27 protein-coding genes are annotated in these 26359 nt (G+C 67.0%); 14 read left to right on the top strand and 13 right to left on the bottom strand.

Annotated features, from left to right (window positions below; all coding sequences use genetic code 11):
• The first annotated feature begins 9 nt into the window (after positions 1-9).
• Positions 10-912: a hemolysin family protein gene (locus tag AC07M8_RS01850; protein WP_495172751.1), complete on the top strand. Its 903-nt coding sequence runs from the start codon at positions 10-12 to the stop codon at positions 910-912.
• A gap of 106 nt (positions 913-1018) precedes the next feature.
• Positions 1019-2344, top strand: coding sequence for a PQQ-dependent sugar dehydrogenase (locus AC07M8_RS01845; protein ID WP_495172750.1), 1326 nt, complete (start codon positions 1019-1021; stop codon positions 2342-2344).
• 123 nt (positions 2345-2467) lie between these two features.
• Here AC07M8_RS01845 and AC07M8_RS01840 read toward each other — a convergent pair whose 3' ends face one another.
• On the bottom strand, positions 2468-2770 hold the full coding sequence (locus tag AC07M8_RS01840; RefSeq protein WP_495172749.1) for a polyhydroxyalkanoic acid system family protein: 303 nt from the start codon (positions 2768-2770) through the stop codon (positions 2468-2470).
• The gene (locus AC07M8_RS01835; RefSeq protein ID WP_495172748.1) at positions 2767-3204 is read right to left on the bottom strand and encodes a VOC family protein; all 438 of its coding nucleotides are present in this window, start codon (positions 3202-3204) and stop codon (positions 2767-2769) included. The genes AC07M8_RS01840 and AC07M8_RS01835 overlap by 4 nt, the downstream gene beginning before the upstream one ends.
• A 279-nt stretch (positions 3205-3483) precedes the next feature.
• Between AC07M8_RS01835 and lnt the strand changes: the two genes are divergently transcribed.
• The 3 genes from lnt to AC07M8_RS01820 all read left to right on the top strand — a co-directional run bounded on the left by lnt (position 3484) and on the right by AC07M8_RS01820 (position 7419).
• Positions 3484-5031, top strand: coding sequence for an apolipoprotein N-acyltransferase (gene lnt, locus AC07M8_RS01830; RefSeq protein ID WP_495173128.1), 1548 nt, complete (start codon positions 3484-3486; stop codon positions 5029-5031).
• 71 nt (positions 5032-5102) lie between these two features.
• Positions 5103-6323, top strand: coding sequence for a methionine adenosyltransferase (metK, locus tag AC07M8_RS01825; protein ID WP_495172747.1), 1221 nt, complete (start codon positions 5103-5105; stop codon positions 6321-6323).
• Positions 6324-6393: 70 nt separating this feature from the next.
• Entirely contained in the window at positions 6394-7419 is a 1026-nt protein-coding gene (locus AC07M8_RS01820; protein ID WP_495172746.1) for a hypothetical protein, read from the top strand.
• On the opposite strand, the gene AC07M8_RS01815 is transcribed toward AC07M8_RS01820, so the two are convergent.
• Complete coding sequence (locus AC07M8_RS01815; protein ID WP_495172745.1) at positions 7412-8095, bottom strand: phosphatase PAP2 family protein; 684 nt, start codon at positions 8093-8095, stop codon at positions 7412-7414. The genes AC07M8_RS01820 and AC07M8_RS01815 overlap by 8 nt on opposite strands.
• Entirely contained in the window at positions 8092-8892 is an 801-nt protein-coding gene (locus AC07M8_RS01810) for a formate/nitrite transporter family protein (protein ID WP_495172744.1), read from the bottom strand. Before AC07M8_RS01810 ends, AC07M8_RS01815 begins: the two co-directional genes overlap by 4 nt.
• 68 nt (positions 8893-8960) lie before the next feature.
• On the opposite strand from AC07M8_RS01810, the gene trmB reads away from it, so the two are divergent.
• Positions 8961-9641 (top strand): tRNA (guanosine(46)-N7)-methyltransferase TrmB, encoded by a 681-nt coding sequence (gene trmB, locus AC07M8_RS01805; protein WP_495172743.1) that lies wholly within the window; start codon positions 8961-8963, stop codon positions 9639-9641.
• 9 nt (positions 9642-9650) lie between these two features.
• On the opposite strand, the gene AC07M8_RS01800 is transcribed toward trmB, so the two are convergent.
• Positions 9651-9839, bottom strand: a complete 189-nt coding sequence (locus AC07M8_RS01800) for a DUF4169 family protein (protein WP_495172742.1) — start codon at positions 9837-9839, stop codon at positions 9651-9653.
• A gap of 140 nt (positions 9840-9979) precedes the next feature.
• Entirely contained in the window at positions 9980-10588 is a 609-nt protein-coding gene (locus AC07M8_RS01795; protein ID WP_495172741.1) for an alpha-ketoglutarate-dependent dioxygenase AlkB, read from the bottom strand.
• A 60-nt stretch (positions 10589-10648) separates the two neighbouring features.
• On the opposite strand from AC07M8_RS01795, the gene xth reads away from it, so the two are divergent.
• On the top strand, positions 10649-11422 hold the full coding sequence (gene xth, locus AC07M8_RS01790; protein WP_495172740.1) for an exodeoxyribonuclease III: 774 nt from the start codon (positions 10649-10651) through the stop codon (positions 11420-11422).
• A gap of 204 nt (positions 11423-11626) precedes the next feature.
• On the opposite strand, the gene AC07M8_RS01785 is transcribed toward xth, so the two are convergent.
• From AC07M8_RS01785 to AC07M8_RS01775, 3 genes are all read right to left on the bottom strand, one after another.
• Positions 11627-11758 (bottom strand): hypothetical protein, encoded by a 132-nt coding sequence (locus AC07M8_RS01785; RefSeq protein ID WP_495172739.1) that lies wholly within the window; start codon positions 11756-11758, stop codon positions 11627-11629.
• 106 nt (positions 11759-11864) lie between these two features.
• Complete coding sequence (locus tag AC07M8_RS01780) at positions 11865-12407, bottom strand: 3'-5' exonuclease (RefSeq protein ID WP_495172738.1); 543 nt, start codon at positions 12405-12407, stop codon at positions 11865-11867.
• A gap of 41 nt (positions 12408-12448) precedes the next feature.
• Positions 12449-13543: a GNAT family N-acetyltransferase gene (locus tag AC07M8_RS01775; RefSeq protein WP_495172737.1), complete on the bottom strand. Its 1095-nt coding sequence runs from the start codon at positions 13541-13543 to the stop codon at positions 12449-12451.
• Between the two features lie 102 nt (positions 13544-13645).
• Between AC07M8_RS01775 and AC07M8_RS01770 the strand changes: the two genes are divergently transcribed.
• Both AC07M8_RS01770 and AC07M8_RS01765 read left to right on the top strand, forming a co-directional pair.
• The gene (locus tag AC07M8_RS01770) at positions 13646-14095 is read left to right on the top strand and encodes a DUF2721 domain-containing protein (RefSeq protein WP_495172736.1); all 450 of its coding nucleotides are present in this window, start codon (positions 13646-13648) and stop codon (positions 14093-14095) included.
• Entirely contained in the window at positions 14092-14490 is a 399-nt protein-coding gene (locus AC07M8_RS01765; RefSeq protein ID WP_495172735.1) for a DUF4345 domain-containing protein, read from the top strand. The genes AC07M8_RS01770 and AC07M8_RS01765 overlap by 4 nt, the downstream gene beginning before the upstream one ends.
• A gap of 7 nt (positions 14491-14497) precedes the next feature.
• On the opposite strand, the gene AC07M8_RS01760 is transcribed toward AC07M8_RS01765, so the two are convergent.
• On the bottom strand, positions 14498-16069 hold the full coding sequence (locus AC07M8_RS01760; protein ID WP_495172734.1) for an amidase: 1572 nt from the start codon (positions 16067-16069) through the stop codon (positions 14498-14500).
• Between the two features lie 97 nt (positions 16070-16166).
• On the bottom strand, positions 16167-16988 hold the full coding sequence (locus AC07M8_RS01755; RefSeq protein WP_495172733.1) for a ferredoxin--NADP reductase: 822 nt from the start codon (positions 16986-16988) through the stop codon (positions 16167-16169).
• A gap of 304 nt (positions 16989-17292) precedes the next feature.
• Between AC07M8_RS01755 and uvrB the strand changes: the two genes are divergently transcribed.
• From uvrB to AC07M8_RS01740, 3 genes are all read left to right on the top strand, one after another.
• A complete protein-coding gene (gene uvrB / locus AC07M8_RS01750) occupies positions 17293-19488 on the top strand; it encodes an excinuclease ABC subunit UvrB (protein ID WP_495172732.1) in 2196 nt (731 codons plus the stop codon).
• 67 nt (positions 19489-19555) lie between these two features.
• On the top strand, positions 19556-19843 hold the full coding sequence (locus AC07M8_RS01745; RefSeq protein WP_495172731.1) for a type II toxin-antitoxin system RelE/ParE family toxin: 288 nt from the start codon (positions 19556-19558) through the stop codon (positions 19841-19843).
• Positions 19812-20132 (top strand): HigA family addiction module antitoxin, encoded by a 321-nt coding sequence (locus tag AC07M8_RS01740; protein WP_495172730.1) that lies wholly within the window; start codon positions 19812-19814, stop codon positions 20130-20132. Before AC07M8_RS01745 ends, AC07M8_RS01740 begins: the two co-directional genes overlap by 32 nt.
• On the opposite strand, the gene AC07M8_RS01735 is transcribed toward AC07M8_RS01740, so the two are convergent.
• Entirely contained in the window at positions 20129-20500 is a 372-nt protein-coding gene (locus AC07M8_RS01735) for a PRC-barrel domain-containing protein (RefSeq protein ID WP_495172729.1), read from the bottom strand. The genes AC07M8_RS01740 and AC07M8_RS01735 overlap by 4 nt on opposite strands.
• A gap of 99 nt (positions 20501-20599) precedes the next feature.
• On the opposite strand from AC07M8_RS01735, the gene AC07M8_RS01730 reads away from it, so the two are divergent.
• Positions 20600-21133: a hypothetical protein gene (locus AC07M8_RS01730; RefSeq protein WP_495172728.1), complete on the top strand. Its 534-nt coding sequence runs from the start codon at positions 20600-20602 to the stop codon at positions 21131-21133.
• A 416-nt stretch (positions 21134-21549) separates the two neighbouring features.
• Here the strand turns inward: AC07M8_RS01730 and AC07M8_RS01725 are convergent, their stop codons facing one another.
• Complete coding sequence (locus AC07M8_RS01725) at positions 21550-23076, bottom strand: fumarate hydratase (RefSeq protein WP_495172727.1); 1527 nt, start codon at positions 23074-23076, stop codon at positions 21550-21552.
• A 607-nt stretch (positions 23077-23683) separates the two neighbouring features.
• Here AC07M8_RS01725 and AC07M8_RS01720 point away from each other — a divergent pair.
• A complete protein-coding gene (locus AC07M8_RS01720) occupies positions 23684-26326 on the top strand; it encodes an EAL domain-containing protein (protein WP_495172726.1) in 2643 nt (880 codons plus the stop codon).
• Positions 26327-26359 lie beyond the last annotated feature (33 nt).

Genomic DNA, 26359 nt, shown 5'->3' with positions numbered 1-26359 from the left:
CTTACTGCCATGGCAGAGGACCGAAGTAGCGCCGGCAACGGCGACTCCAACGACAGCATCTGGCGCGGGCTGAAGACCCTGATCTTCGGCGATCAGGGGGAAGACACCCTCCGCGACCAGCTCGAAGAGGCGATCGATCGCCACGAGGACGATCCCGCGCCCGATGCCAAGGGCGATCTCACCCCGCTCGAGCGGCAGATGGTGCGCAACCTGCTCCATTTCGGCGAACGCGACGCCGGCGACGTCGGCGTGCCCCGCGCCGACATCATCGCGGTGGAGGAAGCCACCAGCTTCGACCATCTAGTTCAGATCTTCGCCGAGGCCGGCCACAGCCGCCTGCCCGTCTACCGCGGCGAGCTCGATACGATCATCGGCATGGTCCACATCAAGGACGTGTTCAACATTCTCGCCACCGGCGTCGCGCATCCCGAGAGCATCGCCGGGCTGATCCGCGAGCCACTCTACGTGCCGATGTCCCGCGGTGCGCTCGATCTGCTCGCCGACATGCGCGCCAGCCACGTCCATCTTGCTGTCGTGCTCGACGAATATTCGGGCACCGAGGGCCTGGTGACGATCGAGGATCTCATCGAGGAAATCGTCGGCGAGATCGAGGACGAGCATGACGAGGCGCCCGAGGCGCTGCTGGTACCGCGCGACGGCGGCATCTGGGATGCCGATGCCCGCGCCGAGCTCGAAGACGCCGCCGAGATGATCGACCCGCGCCTCGGCGAGGCGGAGAGCGACGTCGACACGCTGGGTGGCCTCGCCGCGGTGCTTGCCGGCCGTGTGCCCGCCACCGGCGATTGCGTCGATCACCCCAGCGGCTGGCGCCTGGAGGTGCTCGACGCCGACGAACGCCGCATCCACCGCCTGCGGCTGCATCCGCCGGTGCCGGTGGAAGAGGACGCGTAATCGCCCGTCATCCCGGGCTCGACCCGGGATGACGAGAAACAAGGCGCCACGCACCATCTGCGGCGCCCCGCTTGCTCCCTCCCCACTCCCCGCCTACCTTCGCCTCATGCTCAAGCACGTTCTGCGCGTCTTCGCGCTCCTCGTCGTCGTCGCCATAGCTGGAATCATCTATGTCGCCTGGCCGGACAAGGCGCAGGTGCCGTTCGACCAGGTCGTCGGCCGCCGCCCGTCAATCACCGATCCGCGCATCCAGACCATCCCCACCGTCAAGGTCGCTGACGTGATCGGCTGGCAGGGTAATGCCGCGCCGATCCCGGCCGCCGGCCTCAAGGTCCAGCCGTTCGCCGCGAACCTCGATCATCCACGCTGGCTGTATCGCCTGCCCAACGGCGACGTGCTGGTCGCCGAGACCAACTCGCCGCCGCGCAAGGGCGGCGGCATTACCGGCTGGGTGATGGGCAAGCTGCTCGGCAAGGCCGGCGCCGGCGGCGCGTCCGCCAACCGCATCACCCTGCTCCGCGACGCCGATGGCGACGGCATCGCCGAGCAGCGCCACATATTCATGACCGGGCTCAACTCGCCCTCGGGGATGACGCTGTTCGAGGGTCAGCTCTACATCGCCAACACCGATGCGCTGGTCCGCGTCCCCTATACGGATGGCGCCACCAGCATCACCGCCAAGCCCGAGCTGGTGGTCAAGCTCAGCGGCGGCGGCAATCATTGGGCGCGCAACGTCATCCCCAATACCGATGGCCGCACCCTGCTGGTCAGCGTCGGCTCGTCGTCCAACATTGCCGACAACGGCATGGCCGCCGAGAAATTCCGGGCGAACATCCTCCAGGTCTGGCCCAAGGAAAAGACCTACCGCATCTACGCTTCGGGGCTGCGCAACCCAAATGGCATGGCGATCAACCCCGATACCAAGGGGCTGTGGACCGTCGTCAACGAGCGCGACATGCTCGGCTCGGACCTCGCACCCGACTACCTCACCCAGGTCGAGTTCGGCGACCAGTTCGGCTGGCCTTGGTATTATTGGGGCGGCTATCCGGACACCCGGGTCGATCCGCAGAACCCGCAGCTCCAGCAATATTCAAAGCGTCCCGATTACGCACTCGGGCCGCACGTCGCCGCGCTAGGCCTCTCCTTCGCCAACGACGCCAAGCTCGGCGGCCAGTTCGCCCGCGGCGCCTTCATCGGCGAGCATGGCTCGTGGAACCGCAAGCCGGTGTCGGGCTACAAGGTGGTGTTCGTGCCGTTCGCGCCGACCGGCTTTCCGCTGCCCAACGCCAAGCCGGTCGACGTGCTCACCGGCTTCCTTGATGCCGACGGCAAGGCCCACGGTCGTCCGGTCGGCGTGATCACCGACAAGACCGGCGGGCTGCTGGTGGCGGATGACGTCGGCAACAAGGTGTGGCGGGTCAGCGCCAAGTAGCGGCAGGCCGATCCGTCATTCCAGCAAAAGCTGGGATCTTCCGCGATGGCGCCGTGTCGCCCGACCACGCCGATACTCCAGCTTTCGCTGGGGTGACGGAAGGGGGGAGCGAATCGCCGCCTTTTACTTCAACAGCTTGGGCGCCTCGGCCTGGATCGCATCGCGGATCTTGCCCGCGAACAGCCCCAGAAAGCCGGGCAGGTCCACCACCGCATGGACGTTGGTATCGGACACCGTCGCGCGCGAGGCGATCGACTGGCCCATCGCCGCGACGGTGAAATGCATCGTGTCGCCCTCCCAGCGATGCTCGACGGTGCCGCCGCCCGGGATCATCCGCGTGATCTTGCCGATCCCACCGTCAAGCCGCGCCCGCACCGCCTCCTTGCCGAGCTGGTGAGGAATGTTCACTTCGATCGGCGCGCTCATGCGACTTCCTTCTGGTCTACCGCGAACAGCATTGCGTCATCGGCAAACGCCTTGAACTCGAGCGCGTTGCCGGACGGGTCATAGAAGAACATCGTCGCCTGCTCGCCCGCCTGGCCTCTGAAGCGCACATGCGGTGCAATCCCAAAGGACACGCCCGCGGCGGCGACCCGTTCGCTCAGCGCCGTCCAGTCCGGCATCGTCAGCACCACGCCGAAATGCGGCACCGGCACGTCATGGCCGTCGACTGCATTGGCAATCGCGACCGGCTTGGCGGCCGGATCGAGGTGCGCGACAATCTGGTGACCGAATAGGTCGAAGTCGATCCAGCTGTCGCTCGAGCGCCCCTCCGCGCAGCCCAAAGTGCCGCCGTAGAAGGCACGCGCGGCGGCAAGATCGTGAACGGGAAAGGCGAGGTGGAAGGGGCGCAGCGTCATCGCCTAAGGATAGCCGCCGCCCGTCGCGCCGTCACCAGCGGAGTTGGGGAGCGACCAGGCTCCTGCGCTTTCGCCTCAGCCCCACGGAGTTGGTGCCGGGTCCACCTTGGTGATGCGAAGACAAGAGGCTCTACCGCGGCGGTTGTCGTCGAACGGCCCCGGAGCACGTCCGGGTGACGATCGCGGGCGCATCACCCGCAACCACTTGTCCCGCCCGGCCGGATCGGCGACAGCGGCACCCGCTCGCGACGAGCTCCCGCCGACCAGGATGCCCCCGTGATCCGCGCCTTCCTTGCCCAGCGACCCGCCCTCGCCTCGATCCTGCTCGGCGCCATTGCCGCCACCGGCTTTGCGCCCTGGCAGCTGTGGCCGCTGACGCTCGCTGGCTTCGCGGTGTGGATCGCCCTGGTTCACCGCGCGCCCACCCTCCGCCGGGCACTGTGGCTCGGCTGGTGCTTCGGCCTTGGCCATTTCACCATCAACAACAACTGGTTCCAGCACGCCTTCGATTTCCAGGACAAGATGCCCGCGGTGCTCGGCTATTTCGCCGCGGTTGCGCTGGCGTTGTACCTGGCGGTGTTTCCCGCGCTCGCCGCGGGCCTTGCCTGGCGGTTCGGACGATCGAGCCGCTACGCCGTCGATGCCGCTTACGTGCTGATGTTCGCCGCCGCGTGGATCGCCAGCGAATATCTGCGCAGCATATTGTTCACCGGCTATGCCTGGGATCCGATCGGCGTGGTCTGGCTGCCGGTGATCGGCGTCGCCCGCCTCTCGGCCTGGATCGGCACCTATGCGCTGTCCGGCGTTACCGTGCTTGCCGCAGGCTCGCTGCTGCTGCTCGCCACCCGCCAGCGGGCGCTGCCGCTCGGCCTTGCCGCCGCGCTCGTACTCGCCGCGCTGTCGGCGCTATGGACCAATGCGCCCGCCGCCGCGCCCGACGCGCCGCTGCTTCGCGTCGTCCAGCCCAACATCGGCCAGGATGAGCGCAGCGACGACGATGGCGATCGCGTCCTTACCGCGCTCGCCCGGCTGTCGGGCCGCCCCGGTCCCCGCCCACGGCTGATCATGTGGCCCGAGGGTGTCGTGCGCGACTATATCGAGAGCGGCTATCCGCTTTATGCCTATGGCGGCGCCAGCCCGCTGTTCACCCGCTGGCGGATGGCGCAATTGCTGGGCCCGCGCGACATGCTGCTCACCGGCGGCACGGCGTTGCGCTTCAACGCCGCCGAGGACATCACCGGCGCCAGCAACTCGGTCTATGCGCTCGACTCACGCGCGCGCATCCGCAATCGCTACGATAAGGCCCATCTGGTGCCCTATGGTGAATATCTGCCGATGCCCTGGCTGCTCAAGCCGCTGGGCCTCGCACGCCTCGTCCCCGGCGACATTGATTTCGACGATGGCCCCGGCCCGCGCAGCTTCGCCGTCCCCGGCTTCGGCCAGGTCGGCTTCCAGATCTGTTACGAGATCATCTTCTCCGGCCGGGTGATCGACGAGGCGCATCGTCCGCGCCTGCTGTTCAATCCCTCCAACGATGCCTGGTTCGGCAGCTGGGGCCCCCCGCAGCACCTTGCCCAGGCGCGGATGCGCAGCATCGAGGAAGGCCTGCCGATCGTCCGCTCCACCCCCACCGGCATTTCGGCAGTGATCGCGGCCGACGGCCGCCTGATCGCCACCGTACCGCACGAAACCGCCGGCGCGATCGAGGTGCCGATGCCCCCGGCGCTGGTGCCGACGCTGTTCAGCCGGCTCGGCAATTGGCTGGCGCTGATCGTCGTGCTGGCGATGATCGCGGGGGCCGTTGCCGTCCGCCGCCGAGCACGCTAGGGCAACATATAAGGAAAGCTTTATATGGCATGGCAACGGCCTGGGCTTTCCCCTCACCAGAAGGGATTCCAATGCGTTCCAGCTACATGTTCACGTCCGAGTCGGTCTCCGAGGGCCATCCGGACAAGGTTGCTGACCAAATCAGCGACTCCATCGTCGATCTGTTCCTGTCCAAGGACCCCGAGGCGCGCATCGCCTGCGAGACGCTGACGACCACCCAGCTTGTGGTGCTGGCCGGCGAGATCCGCGGCAAGGGCATCATGGATGCCGCCGGCAACTGGGCCGAAGGCGTGAAGGACGAGATCGAGCAGACCGTCCGCGCCACCGTCAAGCGGATCGGCTACGAGCAGTCGGGCTTCCACTGGCAGACCTTCCGCTTCGAGAACAATCTGCACACCCAGTCCGCGGATATCGCGATGGGCGTCGACGAGAGCGGCAACAAGGACGAGGGCGCCGGCGACCAGGGCATCATGTTCGGTTACGCGACTGACGAGACCCCCGGCCTGATGCCCGCCACCCTCTATTACAGCCACAAGATCCTCGAGAAGATGGCCGCTGATCGCCACTCGGGCGCGGCGCCGTTCCTCGAGCCCGACGCCAAGAGCCAGGTCACGCTGTCCTACGAGAACGAACTGCCGGTCGCTGCGACCGCGCTGGTCGTCTCCACCCAGCATGCGCCCGGTTTTTGCGAGAAGGGCGACAACGCCGATCCCGCCAAATACGCCGTGCTGCGCGACTATGTAATGGGTGTGTTTAAAGAGGTGCTGCCCGACGGCTTCATCACCGACGACACCAAGATCTACATCAACCCGACCGGCCAGTTCGAAATCGGCGGCCCAGACGGCGACGCCGGCGTCACCGGCCGCAAGATCATCGTCGATACCTACGGCGGCGCAGCCCCGCACGGCGGCGGCGCGTTCAGCGGCAAGGATCCGACCAAGGTCGACCGCTCGGCGGCGTACGTGGCGCGCTATCTCGCCAAGAACGTCGTCGCCGCCGGCCTCGCGCGTCGCTGCACCATCCAGCTCAGCTATGCGATCGGCATCGCCGAGCCGCTGTCGGTCTATGTCGACCTGCACGGCACCGGCGCCGTTGAGGAAGCCAAGCTAGAGGCCGCGCTGCCGCAGCTGGTCCGCCTGACCCCCAAGGGCATCCGCGAGCACCTCAAGCTCAACGCGCCGATTTATTCGAAAACCGCCGCCTACGGCCACTTCGGCCGCGAGCCGGAAGGCGACCTGTTCACCTGGGAAAAGACCGACCTGGTCGACGCGATCAAGGCCGCCGTCGCCTGATCTGACGATCGCCTGATTGCCTAATCGGCTGGATGACTTAGCCTCTCCTGGTAACAGGGGAGGCTTTTTCATGCGCATGATCATCACGGCGGCGTTAGCCATTGCTCAGGCAGGCTCGCTCGCAGCGCGCGACCTGCCGGTGCCGTCGAACAACGGGTGGCAGCATGCCGAGACCGGGCTCGTCCTGATGGCGACAGTGGATGGTCTGACGCGCAGCTCGTTGTCCGACAGCACGACAACGGAGCACGATGTCTCAGCCCAGTTTGACGATCCGGCCAAGAGCCTGTTCACCACCCTCTACCTGTTTCATCCCGCGGCCAACGATGTCCCCATGTGGTTCGATCGATCGCGCACCGCACTGGAAGACCGCACGCTGTTCCAGCACGCCTCGCCCGCCAGCGCTGACCCGGTTGCGTTTGCCGGCCCCGGCAGCACGACCACGTCCGCGATGCGGCAGAGCTATTCGGTGCTCGGCAGCGAATATCGCAGCACGGCCTTGGCGGTGTTGCCCCTGGGCGAGTGGCTTGTTGCGATCCGGATGAGCACTAAGACGATGAATGCTGATGCGTTGGACGCGAGGCTGACGCACTTCATCGACGCTCTTCGCTGGCCCACGACAGGCGTCGAGGCGGCTCCGGCAGCCGTTCCGATCCGCACCTGTCCTAAGCCGCTTGCCTTTACCAACGCCAAGGTCGTCAAGCCGGAAGGCAGCGACGTACTCGTGTCGCTGCTTGCCGGGATGATCGTCGATAGTGCCCACAAGCAAGGAAAGCCGCTGACGCGATCGCAATGGTGTCGTGAGGGAGTCGGCTCTGTCACCTTCGGCGTCTATCGAGCCATTGATGGAGATGGCTATTCGCTTGCCCTCGGTGACTCAGGGCGCATGATTGGCGTCGCCCCAACCCTCGGCACCTTGGTTGGCAAGGAACGGCGCTATTCGGTAACGTTCAACGATGTCGAGGGGGCGACCAGCACCTACGGCACCTTCGCGTCGCTACCCCGCCCACAGCAAGCCCTGGAGCTTGTCAACAAGGGCGGGGCTCTGGGCCGGACGCAAGGCACGACAATGACGCTCGACGCCAAGACGTTCAAATAGCGTCCCCCGTCAACCGCTGCTCGATCGCCGGCTCGAGCCGATCGAACACCGCGCTGACCACCGCTTCCGACACCCAGCCAACCGCGGCGCCGACCACCACGTCTGACAGGTAATGATGCCCCGCCGGCGCCTGCACCGCCGCCACCGCCACCGCGCCGATCGCGCCGGGCACCGCGGCGCCGTCGATATCGCGCGAGGCGGCGCGCGCGACGGCCACGGCACCGGCAGTATGCCCCGACGGGAAGGAATTGAGTTCGTGATCGTGGCTGTCGCCGCGGGCAAAATGCGTTTGGCCATCGGCCAGCGCCTTGTCCGGCCGGCTGCGATCGAACGACTGCTTGATCACGGCCTTGGCGGCGGTGGCGACGAGATGCGCCGCCAGCATCCGCGCGCCGCCGCGCACCAGATCACGCCGCCCGCCGACCAACCCCGCCGCGATTGTTCCTACCGAGGCGAGGATCAGCTGCGGCTGGTCACCCACCTCGCCGAGCAGCCCGGCAAGCCGTACGACCGGCAGGTGGCGTACCGCGGCCGCCTTGTGCGTGACCTCGCGATCCACCTGCGCGACCTTGCCGGCGGTTTTCTTGGCCTTCTTGGCGGACTTGCCGTCAGCCTTCTTGCCGCCCGGCTTGCCGCTTGCCTTCTTGCCGGTCGCCTTCTTGTCATTCTTGCTCATGTCGCGTCCCCGTGCATTTCGTCTTTGACCTGGCCGTGGGCAAGCAGCGCAAAGATTCCCGCGCCGCCCACCAGATTGCCGAACACCGCCGGTGCGATCAGCTCGATGACGGTCTGCCATACCCCGGTCTCCCCGGCGAACAGCAGCAGGAACGCCTCGTCGGAACCTACCACCGAATGGCTGAACCCCGCGGCCGTCAGCAAATAGGTGAAGGCAACGATGATCCAGAAACTCTGCTCGCGTGCATTGGGCAGCGCCCAGGCGAGGATTGCAATCATGAACCCGGCGGGAATGGCGTTGATGAAGGTGGCGAGCGGCGACAGCTCGGTGATCTTGGCCGAGATCGCCAGCGCCGCCTCGCGGATCTCGGCACTGCCGAGAAGCCCATGCGCGATCAGCACGGCGCTGATCGCGGTGCCAAGCAAATTGGCGAACAGCACGATGCCCCACAGCCTCAGTGTCCGCAGCAGCGCCCAGCGCGTCGGCGTCGTCACCAGCGGCAACATCGCGGTGATCGTGCTCTCGGTGAACAACTGCATTCGTCCGAGGATCACGACCAGAAAGCCGAGCGGATAGCCGAGCGCGACCACCAGATCGCGCCACGGCGCTGCCGGCAGCTTGGCGTATAAGGCAGCCTCGGCCATCAGCGAGGCACTGATCGCCATGCCGGCGGCAAGCCCTGACCAGAACAGCGACGCCACCGGTCGGCGCAGTTCGTCCTCGCCTTCCTCGCGTACCGCGCGGTGGAGTTCCTTGGCATCCGCCGCCTTGAGGTCGCTATTGTCGCTGTCTGCCATTACGCCGGTGTAACGGTCCGCGTGCCGCTTTGCTCCGCGGCGCGATACGGCTAGAGGCGCCGGCGACCATGAATGATCCTGCCACCATCCGCCGCCTCTATGGCCGCCGCCAGGGCCACAAATTGCGCCTCGGCCAGGCCGCACTCGTTGAAGACACGCTGCCTGCGCTCAGCGTGCCCGAGGCTGGCCCGCTCGATTCGACGATCTTGTTTGGCGACAAGCGCCCGCTCCAGCTCGAAATCGGCTTCGGCGCGGGCGAGCATCTCGCCGGCCAGGCCGCCGCCACGCCGGGCAGCGGCTTTATCGGCTGCGAGCCGTTCCTCAACGGCGTGGTCGGCGCGCTCGGCCATATCCGCGACGGCGACCTCACCAACGTCCGCCTGCACATGGGCGATGCGCTGGAGGTGGTCGAGCGGCTTCCCGACGCCTCGCTCGAGCGGGTCTATCTGCTCCATCCCGATCCGTGGCCCAAGGCGCGTCACGCCAAGCGGCGGATGATCAATCACGGCCCGCTCGATGCGATCGCGGCCAAGCTCAAGATCGGCGGCGAATTCCGCCTCGGCACCGACGATCCCACTTATTGTCGCTGGGCGATGATGGTGATGAACCAGCGTGCCGATTTCGCCTGGACCGCGCAAAGCCCGGCCGATTTCCTCACCCGCCCCGCCGACTGGCCCGAGACCCGCTACGAGCGCAAGGCGCGCCGCCACGGACACGAGGTGTGGTACTTTCGCTACCTGCGGGTCTGAGCTGGCCTTTCAGTCGGGGTCGGATGACTCCCGCCGCGCGCCATCGACGATCCGCGCCGTCCGCGCCTGTTCCTGCGCCTCGGCAAGCTTCTCAGCCTTGGTGCGGCCGAACCGCTGGCGATTGGCGGCGGCTTGAACGTCGGCCGCGGTCCGGTCCCGAGCCTTACGGGCACGGCGCAGGTTGATGATCTCTGCCATGCGCACAGGATAGCAGCCGGGAGACCAGCTGCCCATGTCGCACATCAGCTTCCTATCACCTTGTCATCCCAGCGACAGCTGGGAGGTAGCGCAGCACGCTCGGCCACGAGAGCCGGTTTCGGCCGGGCGAAGTATGACTGTTACCGCGCCACCTGGGCCTTGAACCGCGCCGCGAGGCTGCGAAACGTCACCGACCAGCGCGTTTCTTCCATCTCGGCGATGCTGTGCTCCCAGCCGTGCCGCGCCTCGCCGGCGAGATGGTAGATCGATCGCGGCGGCAGCGCCACCGTCCGCCGGGCAAAGCCGCCGTCGCCCAGCCGCCGTCGGAACCGCATCGGCGCCGCCACCCCGAGCGAGATGCCGACGACATGCTCGAACACCTGCCGGTCGCGATGCCAGCCAATCCCCGCGCCCGGATCGTAGCGGATCAGCAGCGCCTGGACGAGCTCGTCCGCCGCGAGCCCCGCGAACGCCGCTGCCCGGTCGCGCACCGGCAGCAGCCAGCCGGGGATCGGCTCGGCCTCGGCGACCCGGGCGGAGTCGAAATCATAATGCCAGCCGAACGACGCAGTCAGCCGTTTGCCGAGCCACCCCTGAAAGCGGAACGGCGCCAACGCGACGCCCTCGATCCCGCCGATCAACGCCGCCTCCTCGGCAACGGAGACGAAATCCTCGGCCAAGCGCAACCCCGGCAGCGGCGCCATCTCAGGCGCGGGATCGAGAGCAAACAGATCGGGCTGGATGGCCATCGTGCCCATATAGGCGGCGAACGGCGGAACGCAGCGCCCCCAGGCTCATTGAACGCTGGAATGAGGATAGCGACCTACAACGTCAACGGCGTCAACGGCCGGCTCGCGGTGCTGCTGCGCTGGCTCGAGCAGACCCGGCCGGACGTGGTCGCGCTGCAGGAGCTGAAAGCCCCCGACGACAAATTCCCCCATGCCGCGATCGAGGCGGCCGGCTATCAGGCGATCTGGCACGGCCAGAAGAGCTGGAATGGCGTCGCGCTGCTGAGCCGGTTCGGGCTGCCGGTCGAGACCCGTCGCGGCCTGCCCGGCGATCCCGATCCCGCCCAGAGCCGCTACATCGAGGCCGCGATCAACGGCGTGCTGATCGGCGGGCTTTACCTGCCCAACGGCAATCCCCGTCCCGGGCCGAAGTTCAATTACAAACTCGCCTGGTTCGAGGCACTGATCGCCCATGCCGCCGACCTGCTCGCCACCGGCATGCCGGTGCTGCTGCTCGGCGACTTCAACGTCATGCCGACCGAGCGCGACGTCTACAAACCCGAACGCTGGCAGGACGACGCCCTGTTCGCCCCCGAGGTCCGGGCCGCCTTCGCGCGGCTGGTCGGCCAGGGCTGGACCGAGGCGCTGCGCCACCTTTACCCAGACGAGACCATCTACACCTTCTGGGACTATTTCCGGAACGCCTATGGGCGCAACGCGGGGCTGAGGATCGACCATCTCCTGCTAAGCCCGTCACTCGCCCCGCGCCTCGCCGCCGCCGGCGTCGACCGCGACGTTCGCGGCTGGGAGAAGACCAGCGATCATGCCCCGGTGTGGATCAACCTTGGCGATTGATTCGCCCGAACATGCGCAAGTACGTGCGCCGGCACGCCGCCGACCCGAGGCCTAGCGGCTGCGACAGCCTTCATGCTTGGCCGCCTCGAGCGCCTCGCGCCGTTGCTGGTCGATCACCGCCATTCGCATTGCAAGTGGCACGTTCCGCTTGGTGATCCGGGAGCCGCGCGGTGCGTCGCTGCGACAGACCTCCTTGTCTGCCGGCTAGTCCATCGTTTTGTTTGCTGATGCCGAAGCATCGGCAGTGACCGCGGAAGAAACAGCCGGCGCGCTTTGCGCCACGGCGACATTGCCGCCACCCACAACAAAGATTAGCGCCACCATCGCCTTGACCATCGACCGTCTCCCGCAACGCTTGCCGATTCTACAACTATCGTCGTCGGCGCGGCAATGATGGTGCGAATACTGGGTGCATGTCGATCGGCATTGCCGTTGATATATTTCATCCCAGCCAGGCCCGCGCCGCGCGCGTGACCGCCAGCCAGCGCTGGCGCTCCTCCTCCGCATCGGCCTGGGCACGATGCGCCGGCGTGCCGCGGTCGCGCACCGCGGCGAGAGTCAGCACCTCCTCGACGACGCTGGCGAGTTGCGCCGCCGGCACCGCCGGGGCGAGGATCGCGCGTGCCGCCTCCACCTGCGCCTCCTCCGTATCGCGCAGCCGCAGGCTGTGCCGCGGTAGCCCGGCGGCGCGGAGCAGATAGCTCAGCCACTTGCCGTCCCACGACGGCGCGCTCGCGAGCAGATCGTGCCCGCTCAGCACCGCCACCATCCGCTGCGCCACCTCATCGTGCGGGCGACCGTCGCGGAGCAGCGTCGCACGCGGGATGTGATGGATGGCCTCCGCCTTGGCATCCCAGTCGGTCCAACCCTCCGCCGGCCGGATCAGGTGCGATTCCGCGGTGCCATCCTCGAACACCCAGGCGACTTCGATCGGATAGCTGGTCTTGGCGAGCGAGGAGGCTTCGAAGTCGAGGAAGGCGAGCATGGGCAAGGAACGCCGCAGCCGCCCGCCCGGGTGCACGCCGATCAGCCCGGCCGGTGGCCCGAGGCCCGCCAGCGACCGCGCAGCAGTCGGCCGACCCACGCTGGCCAGCCGGGCCGCAACAGCAGCCAGTCACGGATCGCCGGGCCACGGTCGGCGCCGATCACCTGCTTGTAGCCGCTGTCGCCCGCGCCCCAGTCGACGATGGCGACACCGCGGCCGAGCGCCTCGACGAGATTGCGGTAATAGAGCAGCTTGCCGGGCGAATGCTTAGCAAAGGCCGGATCATAGCTGTTGGCGATGGCGTATTTGAGCGTGCCGGCATCAAGGTCGAACGAAAAGGCTGCAGGCTCGCCGTCGATCGTCAGCAGCGCCGCGTGGAGCATCGCGGCGATCGCCGGGTCCCCCGCCGCGGCCTGCCAGAACGCACCGTGCCCGGTCGCGGTGAACTTGGCGTCGCTGCCGTCGGTGCGCGATGCGATCCAGCTCTTCTGCTCGATCCCGCCCAGCGCCGCAAAGCCCGCCGGCCAGTCGGCGCCGAACAGGAAGTGCCACTCGGGCGTGCCATGGCTGGCAAGGTGCTTCTCATGAAAGCGGTTCTTGCGCAGCGTCGAGCCGCGCGGCCACCCGCCCTCGCGCCCGAGCGCCGCCATGTCGAGGCGCCAGCTGTCGGCGACGAAGCGGTCGATCGCCGTCCAGCCGCTCGCCCGCGCCGCTGCGATCAGCGTCGTTGCCGCGGGATCGTCGTCATAGACCGGCCCGATCCGCAGCCCGTTGACGCTCGCCGCCAGCGTCGCCAGCCCGACCCGCAGGCTCGCCTCGGCGGCATCGCTGGCGAGCGGGAAGCTGCGAAACGGCCAATAGCTTCCCGGGATCGCCGCCAACCCGAGCCAGCGCGGCCCGGCAGCGACGAACGGCAGCGCCAGCACCGGCTCGCCATCCTCCTCCACCAGCAATGTCCGCGCGGCGCCGCCATAGGCGCTGAGCGCGGCGGCATACCAGCCGTAACGCAGGAAGGCGTGGCTCGGGGGCGCCCGCTCGGCGACGATGTCGATCGCCGCCGCTAGGCCGTCAGCGATGCTCGCGCGCGCCACCGGCGGCAGCCGCACGAAATCGGCAAGGAGCATCGGCTTGGTCACGCCGCGCGGCCTAGCGCCAAGGCGTTACCAAGCGGTGGAGCTGTCTCCGCCCGTGCCGCATCGAGCCTTTCGCTCCCCCGCTTTCCACCTATGATGCGCGTCATGCCCACCCTGCCTGCCGTCACCAACATCGCCCAGACCATCCAGCTGTCGCTCGCTCCGGTGTTCATGCTCGCCGCAATCGGCCAGTTGCTCAACGTCCTCGCCGGCCGGCTCGCCCGCGTCATCGATCGGGCCCGCGCGCTCGAGCTGCTGCTCGCCCGCGTCGAAGAAGACGAGCGCGCCCGCTACAAATGGGAGCTGCGGCTGCTCGACGAGCGGATGACGATCATCAATGCCGCGCTGTTCCTCGCCGTGTCCAGCGCCGTGATGGCATGCGTCGTGATCGCGCTGCTGTTCATCGCGAACATCGGCAAGTTCGCGATCGGCACGGTGATCGCGGTGGTGTTCATCGTCGGGGTAACGCTGCTGATCGCCTGCCTCACCGCCTTCATCTTTGAAGTCCGGGTGTCGCTGCGGTCGAACCACGTCCGCAAGGAGCTGCTGCTGTGAGCGCCACGCTTGAACGCCGCCTGCTCCAGCTCGTCGTCGCGCTCGCCTGCCTGGTGCCGCTGACGATCGGCGGCCAGAGCATCCTCACCGGCCCCGGTTTCCTCGGCCATCCGCCGGTGATCCCGCGCGATCTCGACAGCCACTTCCGCTACATCTCGGGCATCTTCTTCGCGGTCGGCATCGCCTTTGCGACCTGCATCCGCCACATCGAGCGCCAGGGCCCGCGCTTCCGCCTGCTCGCCGCACTGGTGATCTGCGGCGGCCTGTCTCGGTTGGTGTCGCTGGCGAGCGTCGGGGTGCCATCGCGAGGCCATCTGTTCGGCCTCGCGATGGAACTCGGCGTCGTGCCGCTGGTGATGCTGTGGCAGGCGCGGGTCGCGGCGCGGTACCGATAATCGCCGGCTAGCGCGCGCCCTCCAGCCCCGCCCCCACATCGGCCTGCGTCAGATAGCGCGGCGCCACCCGCGCCTTCGCCCGCTGCTCATACGCATAGCCCGCGCCGAGCACCGTCGCATCGCCGTTCCTGGTGGCGATGAACGACAGCCCCACCGGTAGCCCCTGCACCAGCCCCATCGGCACGGTGAGGTTGGGGTAGCCCGCGATCGCCGGCAGCTCGCTCGAGCTCGGCCCGTCATATTGATCGCCATAGACCGGGTCGCTTAGCCATGCCCCCGCATAGGTCGGCTCCACCAGCACTTGCGCGCCCGCCGCCTTGAGCATCGCATCGATCCCGTCGCGCCCCGCCAGCCGCAGCGAGGTGGCCCGCGCCGCCTGATACGCCGGATCGTCGAGCCCTTGGGTCTTGGCCGCCGCTTCAAATGTCTCCTGCGCGAAGAACGGCATCTCCTCGGCGGCATGCGCCTTGTTGAAGGCGATTAGCTGGTCGAGCGTCCGCGCCGTCACCGCCGCCGGCGCCGTCGCCAGATAGGCGTTCATGTCGGCCTTCAATTCGGTCTTGAGCACGATGAATTCGGCGTCGCCGATCCCCTCGAGCTTGGGCTGCTTGACCTCCACCAGCACCGCCCCCGCGGACCGCAGCACCGCCAGCGCCGCATCGTAGCGCGCCGCCACCGCCGCCGGCATCTCGGGCCGGATCACCCCCACTCGCATGCCGGACAAGGCGGAGGTCGACAGCCCCGCCGCGTAATCGTGCGTCACCGTGCCCGCGGTCGCCGGATCGGCCGGATCGGCCGCCACCATGGCCGAGAACAGCACCGCCACGTCGCGCACGCTGCGTGCCATCGGCCCCGGCGTGTCCTGGCTGTGGCTGATCGGCACCACCCGGGTGCGGCTGATCATCCCGATCGACGGCTTGAGCCCGACCAGCCCGTTGATCGACGACGGGCATACCACCGAACCGTCGGTCTCGGTGCCCACCGCCGCCGCCGCGAAGCTAGCTGCCACCGCCGCGCCCGATCCGGACGACGACCCGCAGGCGGTGCGATCGAGCGCATAGGGGTTCTTCACCAGCCCGCCGACCGCGCTCCACCCGCTCATCGCATGGCTGGAGCGGATGTTGGCCCATTCGGACAGGTTGGTCTTGCCAAGGATCACCGCGCCCGCCGCGCGCAGCGCCGCCACCACCGGGGCATCGCGGCGCGTGACATTGTCCTTGAGCGCGAGGCTGCCCGCGGTGGTCGCCATCGGGTCGGCTGTTTCGATATTGTCCTTGATCAGCACCGGCACGCCGTGCAGCGGCCCGCGCACCCGCCCGGCCTTTCGCTCTGCGTCGAGCGCCTTGGCCTGCGCGAGCGCATCGGGATTGACCGCGATCACCGCGCGCAGTCCCGGGCCCCGGCGGTTCATCGCCGCGATCCGCGCCAGATAGGCGCGGGTGATGTCGACGCTCGAGGCCTGGCCTGCTGCCATCATCGCGCCGAGCCGGTCGACCGACACCTCCTCAACCGCCACCGTCTTCGCCGCCGCCGGCACGGCTGCCGACGCCATCATCAACCCGATCACCAACGTCCGCATGCCAGCCCCCTTACCAAGAAGCTTCATGCTATCGCGGCACGTCGCCCTGCACGCTATGGTTATTCGGTCGTCCCGACGATTGTTGGCGTGACGGCGCTCAGTCGACGAACGCGCGCTCAATCACGAACTGACCAGGGTTGGCGTTGGAACCCTCGGTGAAGCCGATCCCCTCGAGCATCGCCGCCGTCTCGCGGATCATCGCCATGCTGCCACACAGCATGATCCGATCGGTCTCGGGATCGAGCTTCTTGGCGCCCTGCACCGGGTCGCCGAACAGCGCCGCGCTCTCGATCAGGTCGCCGATCCGCCCGGTGGTGCGGAACGGCTCCCGGGTCACGGTCGGCACGTAATGGAACTGCGCCTGCGCCTCGTCCGAGACCAAAGGATCCTCGGCGAGCCGCGACTGCAGCTCGTCATGATAGGCAAGATCGCTCACCACCCGCACCGAATGGACAAGGATGATCTGGTCGAACATCGAATAGACGTCCGGGTCGCGCGCCAGGCTGAGGAACGGCGCGAGCCCCGTGCCGGTCGAGAAGAAGAACAGCCGCTTGCCGCCGATCAGCGCGTCGGTGACGAGCGTGCCGGTTGATTTCTTGCCGAGATACACCTCGTCGCCCGGCTCGATCAGCTGCAGCTTCGATGTCAGCGGGCCATCTTCCACCTTGATCGAGAGGAATTCCAGCTCTTCGGCATAATGCGGGCTGGCGATCGAATAGGCGCGCATGATCGGCTTGGCGCCCTCGCCGTCACCCGGCAGCCCGATCATCACGAACTCGCCCGAGCGGAAACGGAAGCTGGCCGGCCGCTCGACCGCGAACGAGAACAGCCGGTCGTTCCAATGGCGCACCCACAGCACTTTGGCGTTGAGGAACGCCTTGGTCTCCGGGATCAGGGCGGGGGCGCGGACGTCGGTCATGCGTATCTTCCTTGAGCCGCGCCGGCGGGGCGCGGGATCGCCTGGGTCGAGGCTGATTGCGAGCGATGCGCAATATGGGTGCGCGGCCGATGGGTCAACCGAAGCAACGCTTGGGGGCTTCGTGATCCTCCTTTCCCCGTCGTCACCTTTCCCACCGTCGTCATCCCAGCGAAGGCTGGGGTCTCACGCGGCTCCTTCCCCGCGCCATCGCCGAAGATCCCAGCTTTCGCTGGAGTGACAACCTGGATTGGAGCCGGCGCAGGGTTGTTGCCGCCGTTCCACCGCCACCCCATATCTCCACCATATGGCCATCCAGATCCGCACCAGCCTCGCCGAGCCGGAAACCGGCGATACCTTCGTCCCTCATCGCCCGGCGCGCCCCGCCAAGATCGAAGAGGCACGGCCGTTCAAGCTGGTCAGCGAATATACCGCGAGCGGTGACCAGCCGACCGCGATCAAGGAACTGACGGAAACCGCCCGCGCCGGCGAGAAGGATCAAGTGCTGCTCGGTGTCACCGGCTCGGGCAAGACCTTCACCATGGCCAAGGTGATCGAGGAGCTGCAGCGCCCGGCGCTGATCCTCGCCCCCAACAAGATCCTTGCGGCGCAGCTCTACGGCGAGTTCAAGAGCTTCTTCCCCGACAATGCCGTCGAATATTTCGTCAGTTACTACGATTACTACCAGCCCGAGGCCTATGTCGCGCGGTCGGACACCTACATCGAGAAGGAATCGTCGACCAACGAGTCGATCGACCGGATGCGCCATTCGGCGACCCGCTCGCTGCTCGAGCGCGACGACGTCATCATCGTCGCCTCGGTGTCGTGCCTGTACGGCATCGGCTCGGTCGAAACCTATTCGGCGATGATCTTCGATCTCAAGAAGAACACCACCGTCGATCAGCGCGAGATCGTGCGCAAGCTCGTCGCGCTCCAGTATAAGCGCAACGATGCCGCCTTCCAGCGCGGCAACTTTCGCGTGAAGGGCGACACGCTCGAGATCTTCCCGTCGCATTATGAGGACAGCGCCTGGCGCATCTCCTTCTTCGGCGACGATATCGAGGACATCACCGAATTCGATCCGCTCACCGGCAAGAAGGTCGCGAGCCTCAACTCGGTGCGCATCTACGCCAACAGCCATTATGTCACGCCGGGGCCGACGCTCAAGCAGGCCGGCGATGCGATCAAGCACGAGCTTGCCGAACGGCTCAAGGAGCTGGTCACCGAGGGCAAGTTGCTCGAGGCCCAGCGGCTCGAGCAGCGCACCAACTTCGATCTCGAGATGATCGCAGCGACGGGCAGCTGCGCGGGCATCGAGAATTACAGCCGCTTCCTGACCGGTCGCCTGCCCGGCGAGCCGCCCCCCACGCTGTTCGAATATCTCCCCGAGAACGCGCTATTGTTCGTCGACGAGAGCCACCAGACGGTGCCGCAGATCGGCGCGATGGCGCGCGGCGATCACCGCCGCAAGATCACGCTCGCCGAATATGGCTTCCGCCTGCCGAGCTGCATCGACAACCGGCCGCTGCGTTTCAACGAATGGGATGCGATGCGCCCGCAGACGGTCAGCGTCTCGGCAACGCCGGGCAGCTGGGAGATGGAACAGGCCGGCGGCGTGTTCGCCGAACAGGTCATCCGCCCCACCGGCCTCATCGATCCGCCGGTCGAGATCAAGCCGGTCGAGGAGCAGGTCCAGGATCTGATCCAGGAATGCCACAAGACTACGGCGGCGGGCTATCGTACGCTGGTGACCACGCTCACCAAGCGGATGAGCGAGGACCTCACCGAATATATGCACGAGGCCGGGATCAAGGTCCGCTACATGCATTCGGACGTCGAGACGCTCGAGCGCATCGAGCTGATCCGCGACCTGCGCCTCGGCGTCTATGACGTGCTGATCGGCATCAACCTGCTGCGCGAGGGCCTCGACATTCCCGAATGCGGGCTGGTCGCGATTCTCGATGCCGACAAGGAAGGCTTCCTACGCTCGGAAACGTCGCTGATCCAGACCATCGGCCGCGCCGCGCGTAACGTCGACGGCCGCGTGATCCTCTACGCCGATCGCATCACCGGCTCGATGGAGCGCGCGATGAACGAGACCGCGCGGCGCCGCGAGAAGCAGGAGGAATATAACCGCGAGCACGGCATCACGCCGACCACGATCCGCCGCAACATCGGCGACATCATCGCGCATGTCAGCCAGGGCGATCAGGTCACCATCCCGATCGACGACGAACGCCCGCACATGGTCGGCCACAACCTGCGCGCGTATATCGAGGATCTCGAAAAGCAGATGCGCAAGGCCGCCAGCGACCTCGAGTTCGAAACCGCCGGCCGGTTGCGCGACGAGATCCGCCAGCTCGAGAACGAGGAGCTCGGCCTGCCGGTGGAAGAGCATAAGGCGCCGATCATGGGCCGCAGCAACGAAGGCAAGCCCGGCACCCGCAAGACCCGCTATGGCAAGGAACAGAAGATGCGAATGGGCGGGCGCCGATCGCGGTAGGCGGTTGCCAGCAATTCAAAGCCTCTGACATTATAGCTTCTGCTATGCCTAAACGTCGGAAGCGATGATGATCAGGGGTTTTGCTGAAAAAGAGACTGAGCGCATTTGGCTTGGCCAGCGCAGCCGGCATGTCGCCACGGATATTCAGCAGCCCGCTCGCCGTAAGCTTCGCCAGCTTGATGCGGCTGAGCGGTTGGATGATCTCGCCCGACCGCCGGGAAACCGACTGGAGCAGTTGAAAGGCTTCACCCCTCCACGATATAGCATAAGGATCAACGACCAGTGGCGGATCACCTTCGGCTGGTCGAATGGAGGCGCGGACGATGTCCGGATCGAGGATTACCATCGCGGGTGAGGATCGGCTGAACAATGTTCATCCGGGTGACATCCTGCGCGAGGATTTCCAAATTGGCTCCGAAATCCCGCTTATTGAAGTAGCCGAAGGAACGGGGATCGAAATCGCCGTGTTGGCAGAGGTAATTGCCAGCCGCCGCAGTATCGACGCTGCGCTTGACGCACGACTGACTCGCTATTTTGGCACGTCGGACGGGTTCTTCCTGCGGCTGCAGAATAGCTATGATATGGAAGAGGTGGAACGCGGCGAGGCCGAAGCCCTCAACCGCATAGTCCCTCGCGCCGCCTAGCCGGCCGCAAGATCCTCCGTGCCCACGCCGTAATAGCTCGCCACGCGGTCGGCATAGGCCTGGTCGAAGGTTGGCGAGTTGTTGGCCCAACTCGGGCCGCCCTCGAGCACGCGCCGGTCGATCGTCACCACATAGAGGTCGCGGACCGGATCGAACTGGAGCAGCGCGAACGGCAGCGGGTAGAAGCTCTTGCCCATGCCGAGGAAGCCGCCGAGGCTGAGGACCGCATGGGTCACCCGGCCGGTGCCCTTGTGGACCATGAAGGCAAAGACGCTGCCGACCGCGTCGCCGTCACGGCTCTCCACCTTGGTGGTGTGGGCGACATTCGCCTGGATCAGCAGCTGGGTGGGGATGGCGGCGGTGGTCATGGATGTCTCCTGGTTGTGCCGGTGAACCGCCCGGCGCCCGCGCCGGTTCCGCCCGCGGCGGGTTGAAGAGGCATCGATCCATCCCCCATAAGCGACGCCATGCGCGCCAGCCCCTCCCGTTTCGCCCTGTTCCTGGTCCCGCTGCTCGCGGTCGCCGGGTGCGTTCCCTCCGCGCCGCAGCCCGCGCCGCCGCCGCCGCGTCCGCAGGCGCCGCCCCCCGCCGCTTCGCGCCCGGCGCCGGCATCGAGCGACTGGCGCGACTGGCCGCTGACGCCCGGCGTCTGGCGCTATCGCCCGGATGATCGCGGCAGCGTCGCCGCGTTCGGGCTCGCCGGTGCCGACCCCGTCCTCACCCTGCGCTGCGATCGCGCGGCGCAACGGATTTTGCTGTCACGCCCCGGCACCAACGCGACGCCGCTGACCATCCGCACCACCAGCGTCACCCGCGCGCTACCGATCCAACCCGGCGGCGCCACGCCACCCACCGTCACGGCCGCGCTCGCCGCCAATGATTCCTTGCTCGACGCGATTGGGTTCAGCCGCGGACGGTTCATCGTCGAACAGGCTGGGCTACCGGCACTGGTGATCCCAGCCTGGGCGGAGATCGAGCGCGTCACCGAGGACTGCCGCTGACGCTCACAGGGGGTGCGGCGCGAGCGGACGAAGCTCGGCCAAAATCATCTGCATTTCAAGTCTTGTATGTTGATCATCCCTAACTCACATTACCTCTTGTGATCGGGATCGATCACGATTGGCTATCAACAAGCGAAAGGAGGTGATCCGATGTCTCATGGTTCAGCAGTGGGGTCGGTTCAGTTCGTTCGGGGGACGCGCCGCTAAGTCCGCCGGGTTGGCGCGGAGGGTATCTTCCCTCAATCAACGCGTGAACTCACAGGACAAGCGGTCCGCATGGTCCTCCGGGCTGGAGCTCTCCGGCCGCTGACCATGTTAGGGGGTTGTCGAGCTGCCGACAGGCGCTCGGCAACCTCTTTTCATATCTGGCGCTGGCGCCGCCGCTCGATAGCTCCAGCGACGGCAACCGGCCGGGGTCACGCCCCGACCAGCAAGCCTTCCCGCGCGATCTTCTCGCGCCACACCAGCGGCGCGAGCTGGTGTACGTTCTGCCCCGCGGCATCCACCGCCACCGTCACCGGGAAGTCGCTCACCTCGAATTCGTAGATCGCCTCCATGCCGAGATCGGCAAAGCCGACCACGCGGCTGCCCTTGATCGCGCGCGCGACCAGATAGGCGGCGCCGCCCACCGCCATCAGATAGGCGGACTTCGCCTCGGCGATCGCCTCGGTCGCCGCCGGCCCGCGCTCGGCCTTGCCGACCATCGCCAGCAGCCCCTGGTCGAGCATCATCCGCGTGAACTTGTCCATCCGCGTCGCCGTGGTCGGCCCCGCCGGCCCGACCACTTCCTCGCCGACCGGATCGACCGGCCCGACATAATAGATCACCCGGCCCTTGAACTCGACCGGCAGCTCTTCGCCACGCGCGAGCATGTCGGCGATGCGCTTGTGCGCCGCATCGCGCCCGGTGAGCATCTTGCCGTTCAGCAGCAGCCGGTCGCCATGCTTCCAGCCCTGCACCACCTCGGGCGTCAGCGTGTCGAGATCGACCCGAATCGCCGCCTTGTCGGGTGTCCAATTTACGTCGGGCCATTCCTCGAGCCGCGGCGCCTCGAGATAGGCCGGGCCGGAGCCATCCAAGGCGAAATGCGCATGCCGGGTCGCGGCGCAATTGGGGATCATCGCCACCGGTTTGGAGGCGGCATGGGTCGGCCAGTCGACGATCTTGACGTCGAGAATGGTGGAGAGTCCGCCGAGCCCCTGCGCACCGATGCCCAGCGCATTGACCTTGTCGAAGATCTCGATGCGCAACGCCTCCAGGTCGTTCTTCGGGCCGCGCTGCTTCAGCTGCGCCATGTCGATCGGGCCCATCAGCGATTCCTTGGCGAGCAGCATCGCCTTTTCCGCGGTGCCGCCGATGCCGATGCCGAGCATGCCCGGCGGGCACCAGCCCGCGCCCATCTGCGGGATCATCTCGAGCACCCAGTCGACGATCGAGTCGCTCGGGTTCATCATCTTGAACTTGGACTTGTTCTCCGAGCCGCCGCCTTTGGCCGCGACATCGATCGACACCGTGGTGCCCGGCACCATCTCGACGTGGAGCACGCTCGGCGTGTTGTCGCGGGTATTGCGGCGGGTAAACGCCGGATCGGCGAGGATCGAGGCGCGCAGCTTGTTTTCCGGATGCAGATAGGCGCGGCGCACGCCCTCGTCGACGACCTCCTGCAGGCTGCGGCTGCCGTCCGCGAACCGGCAATCCTGGCCCCATTTGATGAATATGGTGACGATGCCGGTGTCCTGGCAAATCGGCCGATGCCCCTCGGCGCACATCCGGCTGTTGGTGAGGATCTGCGCGATCGCGTCCTTCGCCGCCGGGCTCTGCTCGGCCTGATACGCGGTGCCGAGTGCACGGATGTAATCCATCGGATGATAGTAGCTGATGAACTGCAGCGCGTCGGCGACGCTTTCGATCAGATCGGCTTCGCGGATGATGACGGTGGACAAGCGACGGACTCCTTTGCCGAGCGCCTCTACCGCAGCAGGCCGCGGACCGCCAACCCTGCCACCGGCGGGACATGCTTAACGCCGACGTGGCGGACTACGGTAGCGCCGGCGTTCGTCCGGTAAGGGTCGGTTAGCCCTCTTCCACCCTGCCCTGCCGGGCGACGCCATCCAGCAGTCCCGGCGCATAGCTCCATGTCGACGTCCAGCTGAGCGATAGAGCCTGCGGCTGCCGCCGCGGGATCTCGCTTGTGATCGGCCAAACCGCCACGCCGCACCCGCCGCCGGTGAACAACTAGCGGTTTGCGCTCGCCATGCTTTTACCAAGATGCATCAAGCAGTATTTGAGACATCAAATTTCTTTAAGCTGCGTAAGCGGATGGTCGCCTACGCCAAGCTTGATCGATCGCCAGCATCAACGCCGCTGTGGCCGGCGCCGGATGCGTAGGACGGGCGCCACCGATGATTGGCTGATCACCTCTCTCCGGCGATGGCGATCGTCGCCTGGCTACGCCCGCGCTCGCCACTGACATGGCACTGCAGATTTCATGGTTCATTAACCACGAGATTGAACCATTTTAGCAATCATACCGTCGCTACCGTCCGCGCCATGCCTGCCGCTGCCGATCACCTGGATACCGACCCCGCTGCGGGAATGGGCATGGCGCGGCTGCTCGGCCTCCGCCACGAGATCGCCGAGGAAGTCGCCCATGCGCATGCGGTGCGGCTCGACGCTGCCGGGGGCATGTGGCCGTTCGCGATGGCGGCGCAGGCGATTGCCTGCGCGGTGCTGGTCGGTTCGGCGATTGCCGGCGGGATGGGCGGCTTTGCCGGGGCGATGGCGATCCATGTCGGCTTTCTCGTCGCCTTGTCCGCTACCGCCTACGGCTTCCTCGTCCTCCCCGCAGCGCGCCACTGGCCCGCGCACGACCGCACCCGCGGGCTGGCGCTCTGCGCCACCGGCATTGCCGCGGCACTGCTGTCGTTGCTGTGGGCGTCGACCCGCTTCGCCATGGGCCCCACCCAGCTCGGCTGCTTCGTGGCCGTCGCCGGCGCGATCGGCATCACTTCGCTGACCATCCACCAGGTCCGAGCCGCCACGCTTGGCTTCGCGCTCGGGCTGGTGATCATGCTCGCCATCCTGTCCAACGGTTGGCTGCCGAGCAGCATCGCCCTATTCTTCTTCCTTGGGCTCGCCGTCGCGACCCTGCGCCTCGCCCGCCACGACATCGGCGCGGTGATGATCCGCAACCGCGAGACGAGCGACGGCAAGCTCGCCGCCAAGATGATCGCCGAATTCGAGGGCCAGGGCACCGGCTGGTTCTGGGAGGCCGATCGCCAGGGCCGCCTCACCTATCTCTCCGCCAAGGTCGCCGCCGAGCTCGCCCAGACCGGCCCGCATCCGCTTGGCCGGACGATCACCGACATCTTCCGCATGGACAGCGCTGCGCCGGGCACCGAGCGTACGCTGGCCTTCCACATGTCATCGCGCACCTCGTTCCACGATTATTCGGTATGCGCCGCCTGTGATGCGGACACCGAACGCTGGTGGTCGATTTCCGGCCGCCCGGTGGTCGACGATCTCGGCCGCTTCCAGGGCTTCATCGGTTCGGGCACCGATCTCACCGAAAAGCGCAAGTCCGAAGCCGAAATCACCCGCCTGGCGCTGTTCGACAGCCTTACTGGCCTCGCCAACCGCCAGCGCATGCGGATCAGCCTCGACAAGACGCTGCTCCACCAGGTCGGTCCCTATCGCCCGGCGAGCCTGTTCCTGCTCGATCTCGATCGCTTCAAGGCGGTCAACGATACGCTCGGCCACCAGGCCGGCGATGCCTTGCTCAAGCAGGTCGCCCAGCGGCTCCAGCGCGGCGTCGGCGAGACGGGGCTGGTCGGGCGGATCGGCGGCGACGAATTCCAGGTGCTGCTCCCCGGGATCGACGCGCGCGATACGCTGTCAACCCTCGCCCGCGACCTCATCGCCTCGCTATCGCAGCCCTATTTCGTCAGCGGCGCCTCGGTCTCGATCGGCTGCTCGATCGGCATCGCCATCGCGCCGCGCCACGGCGAGGATGCGGAGACGCTGATCCGCAACGCCGATCTCGCGCTCTACGCCGCCAAGGCCGAGGGGCGCGGCGTCCATTGCTTCTTCTCGGACGAGATGCTCGCCGGCGCCAAGAGCCGCAAGCAGTTGGAAGACGACATCCGCACCGCGCTCGCGGATGGCAGCTTCCATCTCGTCTACCAGCCGGTGGTCTCCACCCGCGATACCGAGATCGTCGGCTATGAGGCGCTGCTGCGCTGGGATCATCCGACGCGGGGCCCCGTATCGCCATCCGATTTCATCCCGGTCGCCGAGGAATGCGGGATGATCGAGGCGCTCGGCGAATGGGCCCTGCGCACCGCGTGCCACGAGGCGGCGAGCTGGCCGCGCGCGGTGCGGGTCGCGGTCAACGTCTCGCCGATCCAGTTCGCCAATCCGGCGCTGCCGGCGCTGGTCACGTCGGCGCTCGCCAGCGCCGGCCTGCCGCCACGCCGGCTGGAGCTCGAGATCACCGAGGGTGTGTTCCTCGACGAGACGCAATCATCCGACGCGATGTTCAAGGCGCTTAAGGGCATCGGCGTCCGCCTCGCGCTCGACGATTTCGGCACCGGCTATTCCAGCCTCGGCTATCTGCGCACCGCGCCGTTCGACAAGATCAAGATCGACCAGTCCTTCGTGCGCGGTGCCGCCCAGCCAGGCAACCGCAACGCCGCGATCATCAAGGCGATCGTCACCCTCGCCGATACGCTCGATATGGAGACTACCGCCGAAGGCGTCGAGATCCAGGACGAGATCGATCTGGTTCGCGCGCTGGGGTGCAGCCATATCCAAGGCTTCGTCTATGGCCGCGGCATTCGCGCCGAGGCCGTCGCCGCGCAGCTCGGCGGGGATGGCACCGTGGCCGCCACCGGCCACAAGATCAGCCGCGCGCCGCGCACCAAGATGCTGCGCTCGGCGCGGATCACGATCGGTGACGCCGAGGGCGACGTGCGCATTCGCGACATTTCGGCAACCGGCGCGATGATCGACGGCATCGCGATCGACGGTAATGCCGCCGGGCTCGACGTCCAGATCGAGCTGCTCGAGAACCAGATGTTCTCGGCGCGGATCGCCTGGGCGGCGGGCGGCCGCGCGGGGCTGGAGTTTGCGGAGGGCTTCAATCTCGAGCGCCTCAATCAGCAACCCGGCCGGATCATGCGCCGGGCCAGCTGAACCCGATTCCGGCGACGCCGGCAGCATGCTCCC

The sequence above is a fragment of the Sphingomonas sp. GW821-FHT09E03 genome (assembly GCF_059416225.1).
The sequence above is the reverse complement of the archived record's forward strand: the minus strand, read 5'-3'. Positions and strand labels throughout refer to the sequence as shown.